Consider the following 9,549-nt stretch of genomic DNA (forward strand, 5'->3'; position numbering starts at 1 on the left):
GCTGCGGCGTCGGCTGGACGAGGCCCACACCTGCTTGGTGCACGGTGCGCCGACGGCATCGATCATCATGCTCGGGAGCGTTCTCGAAGGTGTCCTCTACGACGTGGCGAAGGCGCGGTCCGCCAACGGCAGCGCTCAGCACGACAACCTCAACCAATTGATCAAGCTGGCGGTGCGCGAGGGGTGGATCGGGCGCGACGTCGACGACTACGCGCACACCCTCCGGGAGTACCGCAACCTCGTGCACCCGAAGCGGCAGGTCGACCACAAGTACGACCCGGACTCCGGGACCGCTGAAATCTCCTGGAAGGTGGTGGTCCTCGCGTTGAACGACCTCGCGGAGTCGTCTTAGGGGTCAGCCCAGTTCGGCGGAGTCCGTGAGCCGCAGCTTGCGCCGCGCCCGCTGGTAGAACGTCGTCATCCCCAGCCGCACCACGCGGGCGGCACCGGCGCGCCCCCGCAGTGACACGCGCTGGCCCGGTTCGACGTAGCCCGCGACCATGCCGTCGACCTCCACGGCCAGGCGGCCGCTCGACGGGAGCAGGTCGAGGTCCACCCGGTCGTTCACCGACAGCACGATGCCGCGGCTGTAGGCGCTGTGCGGCGCGGCCGGGGTGACGAGCAGTGCCTCGACGGACGGGCTGGTGATCGGGCCGCCCGCCGAGAAGCTGTACGCCGTCGAGCCGGTCGGGGTGGCGACGATGACGGCGTCCGCCGCGTAGCTGACGAACGGCTGGCCGGCCACGTGGACGGCGACCCGCGCGTTGCCCTGACCGGGGGTGCGGACCACGGCGATGTCGTTGAAGGCCGTGACCTTCTGGTCGCCGAAGGTCGCGTCCACGGCCAGGCGCGGCTCGACGGTGAAGTCGTGCGCGTCGATGGCGGACAACGCCGCGGGCAGGTCCGGCACGTCCACCTCGGCGAGGAACCCGAGCTTGCCAAGGTTCACCCCGAGGACCGGGGCCCGCTCGCCGTCGGCCAGGCGCATGGCGCGCAGCATCGTGCCGTCGCCGCCGAGGCTCACGACCAGGTCGGCCCGCCGGCCCAGCTCCTCCGCGGAGACCGGGGTGGCCTCGCAGCGCAGGCGCTGGATCTCGTCGGAGATGCCGAGGATCTCCACGCCGCGGTTGGTCGCCCAGCCGAGCACGGCTTCCACGGCGGCGGCGGAGTCTCGTTGCGGGTGCAGCACCAGGCCGGCGGCGTGCACGTCAGTTCGTCCTCAGTCGGGTCACGTCGCCAGTCTGCCGAATTCCCACGGGTCGTGTGCGCTGAGGAGCGTGATGTCGGCCGCGTGGTCGCGGGCGAGGGCCCGCAGCGCGGACTGCGTGCCCACCCGCTGGTCGTGGTCGACCTCGGACCGCGTCTGGACGACGTCCATCACCGGGTGCGGTTCGGGAGTTTCGTCCAGTTCGCGGTGGTAGTAGTAGGCGTCGCCGCAGTGCAGGAGCCACTTCTCTCCGTTGTGGACCGCCACACCCGCGTGGCCCGCGCTGTGGCCGCCCAGCGGGACGAGCTTGATCTCCTCCGGCAGGTCCTGCGGCTGAACGGCGTCCAGGCCGAACCACTTGTCGTTCGGGGACTCGTGGGCGCGCCACTGTGGGCCGTGCGCCCAGTGGGCCGGGCGGTAGCGGAGGCTCGGCGCCTCCCGTAGCGCCGCCTCCAGCTCCGCGGCCAGGACGTGCACCGCGGCGTGCGGGAAGTCGGGCAGGCCACCGCAGTGGTCGACGTCCAGGTGCGTGAGGACGACGTGGCGGACGTCGGCGGCGGTGAAGCCGAGACGTTCCACCTGGCGGATGGCGGTCTCTTCTTCTGCGAGCGCTGGTTCGACCTGCGCCGTCCAGGACGGGTCGAGCGTGCCGGCGGGGTCGCGCACGTTGCCCAGTCCCAGACCAGTCTCGACGAGGACCAGTCCGTCGGCCGTCTCGGCGAGTAGGCAGTGGTTCACGGCCCGCGCGTCCTGCAGGCCGTCGTAGGTGGGCGCGATGGGGCGCATCGAGCCGCAGTTCAGGTGGTGGATCCGCATGGCGGTGATCGTGCGACTTGAAGCGCGGTTCAAGTCAAGCCGCTAGTCTCGGCGCCGTGCTGGACATCGCCGAGGTAGCGGAGAAGTCGGGGCTGGCACCGTCCGCCCTGCGGTTCTACGAGAAGAAGGGCCTGCTCTCGTCGAGCGGCCGCAACGGGTTGCGCCGCACCTACGACCCCGAGGTGCTGTCCCGCCTGACGATGATCACCTGCGCCCGCCGGGCCGGGTTCACCATCGCGGAGATCAGCCGGTTCCTGGTCGCGATGCCGGGCGACGCGGCGACGCGCGCCAAGATGGCCGACAAGGCCCGGCTGCTGGACGAGGACATCGCGCGCCTGCGGCGGATGCGCGACAGCCTCGACCACGCGGCCACGTGCACGCACGAGCCGCTGGTCGAGTGCCCCGACTTCAAGCGCGCCCTCGCTCCCTGACCTCAGCCGCAGAAGTCGGTGACGGTCCTGGCCAGGACGTCGGTGAGCCGGTCGAGCGAGGCGAGGTCGATGTGCTCGGTGGCCGCGTGCGCTCCCGCGCCGTCGACGCCGAACAGCAGGCACGGGATGCCGGCGGCGTCGAGCAGCGCGCAGTCGGTCCAGAACGGCTCCGCCCTGATCACCGGTGGTGCACCCAGGTTCGCGATCAACGTGCGGACGATCTCGGCGTCCGGGTCGGCCTCGAACGGGTCCCTGGCGAGGCCGCGGGTGAGCGTCGCGCGGAAGTCCGGGACGGTGTCGTGCAAGCGGTCCAGGACGGCCCGCAGCTCGTCCTCGACGCGCTGCGGCGACTCGCCGGGAACCGTGCGGCGTTCGACGGTGATCCGGCAGCTCGACGGGTAGGTGGAGGCCTCCTCACCGCCGCTGATCACCGACGCGTGGACCGTTCCGGTGCCGAGGAGGTGGTGTCGCGGACCGGCGGCGAGGTCGTGGCCGAGCTGTTCCAGGGCGACGAGGAAGTGCCCGGCCTTCGCGATCGCGTCCACGCCCAGCTCCGGCCGTGACCCGTGCGCGGCCCTGCCCTCGACCACGACGTCGAGCCAGACGAAACCCTTGTGCGCCAGCGTGACTTCGAGGTGACTGGGTTCGGTGACGATGGCCGCGTCGGCGGTGAAGCGCTCGAGCACCTCCGCCGTGCCGGAGCTGCCGTGTTCCTCGTCGGCGACGCACGCGACGATGACGTCGCCACGGAGGTTCTCGGCCCGTGCCGCGGCGACCATCATCGCCGCCACACCACCCTTCATGTCGAACGTGCCGCGACCGAACATCCTGCCGTCCCTGACTTCGGGCAGGAGGGGGTCGCCGTCGTAGCCCGCGAGACCGACCGTGTCGATGTGCCCGTTGAGCATCAACGACTTCCCGCCGCCGCTGCCCTTCTTCACGGCGACGAGCGACGGCCTCCCGGGCCGCCGTTCCAGCAGGTGCACCTCGAAGCCGCGCTCGGCGAACCACCGGGCGCAGAAGTCGGCGATCTCGCGTTCGCCACGGCCGCCGGGCACGAGGTCGGGGTTGACCGAGTCGATGGCGACGAGCCGGGCGAGCAGGTCACGTGGGTTCACGGGCGTCCTTCGGTGCTGAGGAGAACGACGGTGCCGAGGTCGCCGAGCTCGTCGCGGAGCGCGCGCAGCCCGGCGAGCGGCGCGGCGCCGCACGGTCCGGAGTGGACGTTCAAGGCGTGGAGGTCTGACATGGCCCGCGCGCAGTCGGCGTCGGAGACGGCGACCGCGGCGTCCAGTCCGTGGCGCAGGAAGGGCCACGAGGTGGCGGACGGCGTGCCGCAGTTGAGGCCCGCCATGATCGTGTCACCCGTCGCGACGGTCGTGAGCTGGTTCCGTTGAAGACTGGCCAGGACGCACGCGGCGGTGTCGGGCTCGACGGCGAGCAGCCGCGTGCGGGAGGCGCGGGAGCGGTAGTGGGTGATCACGGCCTGGGCGAACGAGCCGACGCCGACGGGGATGACGACCAGGTCCGGTTCCTCGCCGAGCTGCTCGTCGACCTCGTGGCAGAGCGTGCCGTAGCCCTCGACGATCCACGCCGGCACCTCCTCGTAGCCGGGCCACCCCATGTCCTGGACGAGTAGTCCGTCGGCATCGGCCGCCTGCTTGACCGCGTTGTCGTAAGTGCCTTGGACGACGGTCACCTCGGCCCCTTCGCCTTTGATCGCGTCGATCGCGGGCCGCGGCACGGTGTCCGGCACGAAGACGTGCGCGCGTTGCCCGTACATCCGCGCCATCCGGGCCACCGCACGACCGTGGTTGCCATCCGTCGCCGTGGTGAGCGTGACCTGCCCGGTTCGGCCGGAGAGCACGCGGTGAACGGCCCAAGAGGCACCCAGAGCCTTGAAAGCGGGCAGACCGAGGCGGGAGGATTCGTCCTTGACGAACAGGCGGCCGACCCCGAGCTCAGCGGCGAGCGAGGGCAGCCCCGTCAACGGCGTCGGCGCGTAGCCGGGCAGGCCGGCGTGGAACTCGCGCACCCCGGTGGGCGCGGGCGGGCACAACCACCCGCGGGCGTCTGGCTGCGAGAACTTCATGCCCGACAGCGTGGAGGTGGCGCGGATCATCGGTCCAGCGCACGTTGCCGACCTGTACCGGTGGGAGAATTCGACGAATAGCGGAGGTGACCGGTGACCGAAGAGGAACTGATCGTCGAGTTCGCGCTGACCCGCCTCGACAACCCGGGCCTCGACCTGGAGGAGGTCGCCGGCCTCGTCGTCCGCCGGGTGGGGCCGGAGCGGATGCTCGAGTTCGCGGGTCTCACGCTGGCGCACCGCGACGAGCTGCGGGGCGCGGTGTTCCCGGCGGCGGTCGAGCACGTGCTGCGGGTCGTGCTGACGTTGCGCGGGCCGCGCGACTAGGCGTCTCTACCGAGAGTTGGACGTCGTGCGCTCTCAGTACCGCTCATAACCCATTCGGCCTACTCGAAGTCCACTGACTGCTGGACATCGGAGGCGATCACTGGTCCAGTCGCGCCCTCTTGCCGTGAGAGCGGTTTCATGCCGCGCAGATTGGTCCATACCTATTGCGCAAGTCCACACGGGACCGGTCGTATCGCGCACGACCGGCATGACAAGAGGAGTTCCGAATGTCAACACCCCGGTTCTTGAAGCGCGCCGGAGTGGCCGTGGCCGCGCTCGCCGCAACTACGGCAACGCTAGTCCTTCCCGCCACGAGCTCGTCCGCGCAAACGTCCACAGCGGACGCCAGCTTCGTGGTGAGCGAGGCCCAGTTCGACCAGATCTTCCCCGGCCGCAACAGCTTCTACACCTACAGCGGCCTGACGGCCGCGCTCGACGCCTACCCCGGCTTCGCCAACACCGGCGACGACACGGTGAAGAAGCAGGAAGCCGCGGCGTTCCTGGCCAACGTGAACCACGAGACCGGCGGCCTCGTCCACATCGTGGAGCAGAACCAAGCCAACTACCCGCACTACTGCGACACCAGCCAGTCCTACGGCTGTCCGGCGGGCCAGGCCGCGTACTACGGCCGCGGGCCGATCCAGCTGAGCTGGAACTTCAACTACAAGGCCGCCGGGGACAACCTCGGCATCGACCTTCTCGGCAACCCCTACCTTGTCGAGCAGGACGCGGCCGTGGCGTGGAAGACCGGCCTCTGGTACTGGAACACCCAGACCGGCCCCGGCACGATGACCCCGCACGACGCGATGGTCAACGGCCGCGGTTTCGGTGAGACCATCCGCAGCATCAACGGCTCCATCGAGTGCAACGGGGGCAACCCGGCGCAGGTGCAGAGCCGGATCGACAAGTACACGCAGATCACCGGGATCCTCGGAGTCCCGGCCGGCGACAACCTGTCCTGCTGATCCGAGCGCGGTACGAGGGCCTTCCCCGATCTTCGGGGAAGGCCCTCGCGCAACTCCGCGACGCGACAGGAGTCCGGTCTGCCGACTTCCGCCGCACTCTCATGTCGATGAGCGTTGCGATGTGCCAGGCGCGGGCAATGGCTCCGACTTCGCGATCAGGCCCGTTGAGGTGCTTCGTGTCGATAGGGTCACTGGGGTGACGACCAACCACCCTGGTGTCGGTCTTCCGCCGGAGCAGCGGCGGTGGACGTGGGAGTATCCAATCGGCCCGCGCTGGCTGCTCTGCGGTGACATCGGCTTCGATCATTCCTGTGACGACGTCCCGCTGGTGCTGTGCACGGAGATCGAAGGACTGTTCGTTGACCTTCCAACCCGGTCGAGGGAGCGGTTCACGCTTGTCGGCTGCGCTCCGGCCAGCGTGCTCGCCGACCTCCTCGACCGGCTGCCCACCGAGGCATTCGGTACCGAGCGAGCATGGCTGGGCAACATCTCCTTGACAGTGCCTGCGCCACCGCCTGGCACACCGCCATCCTGGTGGGGGGAAGATCTGTGCGATGTCACCGTGCTCGCGCAGCGGCCGAACACCACGATGCCGGGAACTGTCGATGTCGACCTCGACGGGTTCGCCTGGCTCAACGATCGCACGGATGCGGTAGTACGTCCCTGCGATGTTGACGAATTCGTCCTCCTGGGCCGAGATGAGGCGCCCTGCGGAACCTGTGGAGACGTCACGGGCGTGTTCCGCGAGCAGGCCGCAGCACCGGTGCCACAGGTCCAGCTCCTCGGTTGCCGACCGGAACCCCATTGGTGGCCGCGCTCGGCGCCGCGGGGCAGTCGACCAAGGCCAGCCTGCGCCGTCGCCGGATCTGCGGCCAGGTTCACGTGGTCGCCACCGATGGTTCTGCCAGCCGGGTGATCAACGCTGTGGTGTCCGGTACGGCCAACGCTGCCAGCCCGTCGCGGCTCGGCGCTGGACTTCTGGACGTGACCGTCGATGTGGACGCGAGGGAGCCATTGCCAACGGGGGTCCTCGACATCCTGGAACATTGGCGCATCGGACGGCCGTCCCAGCGAAACCTGTGGGCGGGTTACGATCGAGAACTACGGCACCAGTGGGCCGGGGTGGCCCTCGGTCACAGGCCCAGTACGCCCGACCGTCCACCCGGCACCACCTACGACCTCGACGGCCGGTTCGTGACCGACATCGAAGGGTTCCACTGCGCGATCGGCGAGGCGATCAACGGCCCAGGCGGATACTTCGGCTGGAACCTCGATGCACTCGACGACTGTCTCCGTGGAAACTTCGGCGCGCAGACCCCGTTTCGACTGGTGTGGAACGACTCGGCCGTCGCCCGCGAGCACCTCGTTGCCGGCTACGACCGGCGTCGGCTGGGTCCGGCGATCAACCTGCAGTACCTCATGGACATGCTCGGCGACCACCAGATCGAGATCGACCTGCGCTGAGCCGTGCGCCGACCACTGCCACGTCACCTCAGTCGAGCCGGACGGTAGACCGTCCCGTCCGGTACACCTGGATTTCACTGTCGAACAGCAGGTGAATCCTTCCCTCAGAGGTGAGACCCGTGCCGTGCGGACATCCGCTCATGCCGCTGGTCGCGCGCTGCCACCATGCTCTACCGATAGGCGAGCTCCAGGTCACTGGTCAACTGGAGGAGCAGATCGACAGGCTCCACACAGAAGAGACGACCGGTAATACATGTGCCAGCCGAGTCGCGGGCAAGCGGACATCACTTCGAGCGCCCAAGGTCACTCCGCTGATCACCAGGCAATGACGGCGCAGCAGCCTGGAACATCAGCGTCGCCATGTTCAAGGTTCCAGTTGCTTGACTGGCTCGATGTAGGACTGTGCATGCCGAAGCGCGGCCACGAACTGTTAGTGGGAACTCGTCGGGTGATGAGTCCCCACCTGGCCTCTCAGAGCGTGTGCTGGTCCACGTCTGCCCGGAATTTTTCTCCGCCGGAGTGCCCTGGGTACGAGTAATGCCCATACCAATCCAGCTTACGGCCAGGCCCCTGCCGCGATTCGGCCAAGTTGCGCGAGACGCGCAACTCCCAGGGAACGGAGGGAGGACGAAAACAACTCGCCACCCCCTTGTCGTTGGCTTGCACGACGGAACGAAGCTACCAGAGCGGATCCGTCTGACGCGCAACGCACTCTCATGCCGCAGGTCGCTCGCTCACACCGACGAGTATCAGCTGTCGACGCTGCTGTCCCAGTGCGCATAAAACGCCGACCGGGAGATGGATACGAGGCCAGACTAACCGGCTTCGAGTGGCTGGTCGGTGAGTCCGCCGGCATCGTCTTCCAGGTACCGCCACCAGTAACGGCGAACGGCTCCAGATGAAGGCAGCTCGATCTGCTTGATGGCCACCACCTCGTGGTTGACCTCAACCGCCTCGAAGAGCCAGCGGGCTCCCTCGTCCACCAAGCCTTCGTGATCCACGTACTCGTAGTAGTGCCGGGGATCGGAACCTTGGTCCAGTTTCCAGTACCACACAACGCTTGCCAGAAAAGCGGCAGCTGTTTCCGGCGGCCACCGCCATCGTGCCGCAAGGCCTCGACAGTAGGCCTCCACGTCGGCTGGAAACTCAGTCACCACCGAAGTATGCGGTAGTCGGAGCTTCGTGCTCTCATGCCGCAGAGCAGACGAATGGTCGTCCTGGTCAGCTCGGACCTTCATCTTCCAACGTGGGGATCACCGGCGACAGAAGGTGGTCCGGGTGCTCGGTGACGGTGCCTCGGACCAGCCGGAAGACCTGGAAGCTCAGCATGTGCTGCGGGTGTTCGTCATCGTGGACGTACAGCAGCCCGTACGACCCAGGTGCAACCTGTCCGACCTTTGCGAACAGGTCGACCACCGCTTCGCCATTCTGTCGGCGGTGATTCGGGTTCCCACCGAGGTGGATGAAGTATTCGCCATTCATCGGTTGAAGATCGATCAACGAGTAACCCTCCAGTTCGTCGACCAAGGCCTGGATCTCGCCGAAACGAAGAGGGGTCTGCTGCACGAACAGGTGACGCTGTGACTTGCCCTACTGGGTGGGTTCCAGAGTTGGTGGCCAACTGGCGGCCTGTTCGAGAGGCTGGTCGCCGTGTCCTTCCGGCTCACGCGCACTTTGTCCACGATTCTGACTTCATCCGCTTCCAGGTCAGACAACTCGTGCCGCGCAGTCGTCTCCCCCCGCTGTACTTCGGAAGGAAGGCAGTCCCTCAGCCGCTCGCTTCAAAGGACCCGTCCCACGTGGGGACGAGTCGAGCGACCCGTCCCTGGACCGCTACTCGGCACCGATAGGCCGGACGATGACTCCGCCACTAGTCTGCCGTTACAAAATTGCTGGTCAGACGTGTTCCCAGGTTTGGTGCTCCCGCCCGACGTCCGTCCAGGGCAGAGCAAACACCGGCGCCGAAGTCATGAGCGGTCCTGACGGACGGATCGAGGTGTGGGCCGAACTCGAAGTCCGGCCCACATCTCCACGAACTGTCAGGTCACTTCTTCGGTGGAATCAGTCCCGACCGGAACATCGCGATCATGGCCACGACGACGACCACGGCCAGCGGCAGGAAACGCACCCAGATCTGGCCGGTCGCCTCTTCCAGGTAAGCGCCCGCCACACCTGCGAGCACCGCTGCCAACAGGAAACCGAGCACTGCGAACACGCGGTTCCGTCGACTCGACGCCTTCATGTTGAGAT

11 protein-coding genes and 1 pseudogene are annotated in these 9,549 nt (G+C 67.9%); 5 read left to right on the forward strand and 7 right to left on the reverse strand.

Features of this window, described 5'->3' with window-relative positions; all coding sequences use genetic code 11:
* Nucleotides 1–352: DUF4145 domain-containing protein (locus VF330_RS27935; RefSeq protein ID WP_330854663.1), on the forward strand; the 352-nt coding region annotated here is incomplete at its 5' end.
* A gap of 3 nt (nucleotides 353–355) precedes the next feature.
* Here the strand turns inward: VF330_RS27935 and VF330_RS27940 are convergent.
* Nucleotides 356–1,207: an NAD(+)/NADH kinase gene (locus VF330_RS27940; RefSeq protein ID WP_330854664.1), complete on the reverse strand. Its 852-nt coding sequence runs from the start codon at nucleotides 1,205–1,207 to the stop codon at nucleotides 356–358.
* A 21-nt stretch (nucleotides 1,208–1,228) separates the two neighbouring features.
* A complete protein-coding gene (locus tag VF330_RS27945; protein WP_330854665.1) occupies nucleotides 1,229–2,023 on the reverse strand; it encodes an MBL fold metallo-hydrolase in 795 nt (264 codons plus the stop codon).
* Between the two features lie 56 nt (nucleotides 2,024–2,079).
* Here VF330_RS27945 and VF330_RS27950 point away from each other — a divergent pair, with 56 nt between their 5' ends.
* On the forward strand, nucleotides 2,080–2,454 hold the full coding sequence (locus VF330_RS27950) for a MerR family transcriptional regulator (protein WP_330854666.1): 375 nt from the start codon (nucleotides 2,080–2,082) through the stop codon (nucleotides 2,452–2,454).
* A gap of 2 nt (nucleotides 2,455–2,456) precedes the next feature.
* Here VF330_RS27950 and VF330_RS27955 read toward each other — a convergent pair whose 3' ends face one another.
* Together VF330_RS27955 and VF330_RS27960 are read right to left on the reverse strand one after the other, a co-directional pair.
* The gene (locus VF330_RS27955) at nucleotides 2,457–3,572 is read right to left on the reverse strand and encodes an ArgE/DapE family deacylase (RefSeq protein WP_330854667.1); all 1,116 of its coding nucleotides are present in this window, start codon (nucleotides 3,570–3,572) and stop codon (nucleotides 2,457–2,459) included.
* Nucleotides 3,569–4,576 (reverse strand): pyridoxal-phosphate dependent enzyme, encoded by a 1,008-nt coding sequence (locus VF330_RS27960; protein ID WP_330854668.1) that lies wholly within the window; start codon nucleotides 4,574–4,576, stop codon nucleotides 3,569–3,571. The genes VF330_RS27955 and VF330_RS27960 overlap by 4 nt, the downstream gene beginning before the upstream one ends.
* 63 nt (nucleotides 4,577–4,639) lie before the next feature.
* Here VF330_RS27960 and VF330_RS27965 point away from each other — a divergent pair, with 63 nt between their 5' ends.
* The 3 genes and pseudogenes from VF330_RS27965 (at nucleotide 4,640) to VF330_RS27975 (ending at nucleotide 7,299) form a co-directional block, all read left to right on the forward strand.
* Nucleotides 4,640–4,870: a hypothetical protein gene (locus tag VF330_RS27965; RefSeq protein ID WP_330854669.1), complete on the forward strand. Its 231-nt coding sequence runs from the start codon at nucleotides 4,640–4,642 to the stop codon at nucleotides 4,868–4,870.
* A 347-nt stretch (nucleotides 4,871–5,217) separates the two neighbouring features.
* Nucleotides 5,218–5,835 (forward strand): annotated as a pseudogene (locus VF330_RS27970) (chitinase); the annotation flags it as partial.
* Nucleotides 5,836–6,642: 807 nt separating this feature from the next.
* Nucleotides 6,643–7,299 carry a barstar family protein gene (locus VF330_RS27975; RefSeq protein ID WP_330854671.1) on the forward strand — a complete coding sequence of 219 codons (657 nt, stop codon included), beginning with the start codon at nucleotides 6,643–6,645 and terminating at the stop codon, nucleotides 7,297–7,299.
* Nucleotides 7,300–8,114: 815 nt separating this feature from the next.
* On the opposite strand, the gene VF330_RS27980 is transcribed toward VF330_RS27975, so the two are convergent.
* The 3 genes from VF330_RS27980 to VF330_RS27990 all read right to left on the reverse strand — a co-directional run.
* The gene (locus tag VF330_RS27980) at nucleotides 8,115–8,453 is read right to left on the reverse strand and encodes a hypothetical protein (RefSeq protein WP_330854672.1); all 339 of its coding nucleotides are present in this window, start codon (nucleotides 8,451–8,453) and stop codon (nucleotides 8,115–8,117) included.
* Between the two features lie 67 nt (nucleotides 8,454–8,520).
* Entirely contained in the window at nucleotides 8,521–8,865 is a 345-nt protein-coding gene (locus VF330_RS27985; protein WP_414675465.1) for an Imm7 family immunity protein, read from the reverse strand.
* A gap of 478 nt (nucleotides 8,866–9,343) precedes the next feature.
* A partial coding sequence (locus VF330_RS27990; RefSeq protein WP_330854673.1) for a hypothetical protein occupies nucleotides 9,344–9,549 on the reverse strand: 206 nt, incomplete at its 5' end.

It is taken from the genome of Lentzea sp. (assembly GCF_036380075.1).
Classification (GTDB): domain Bacteria; phylum Actinomycetota; class Actinomycetes; order Mycobacteriales; family Pseudonocardiaceae; genus Lentzea.

What these genes read in the sequence shown, in the direction of transcription:
- VF330_RS27945 (WP_330854665.1), bottom strand. Translation starts at nt 2,023, where the DNA reads ATGCGGATCCACCACCTGAACTGCGGCTCGATGCGCCCCATCGCGCCC.
- VF330_RS27960 (WP_330854668.1), bottom strand. Translation starts at nt 4,576, where the DNA reads ATGATCCGCGCCACCTCCACGCTGTCGGGCATGAAGTTCTCGCAGCCA.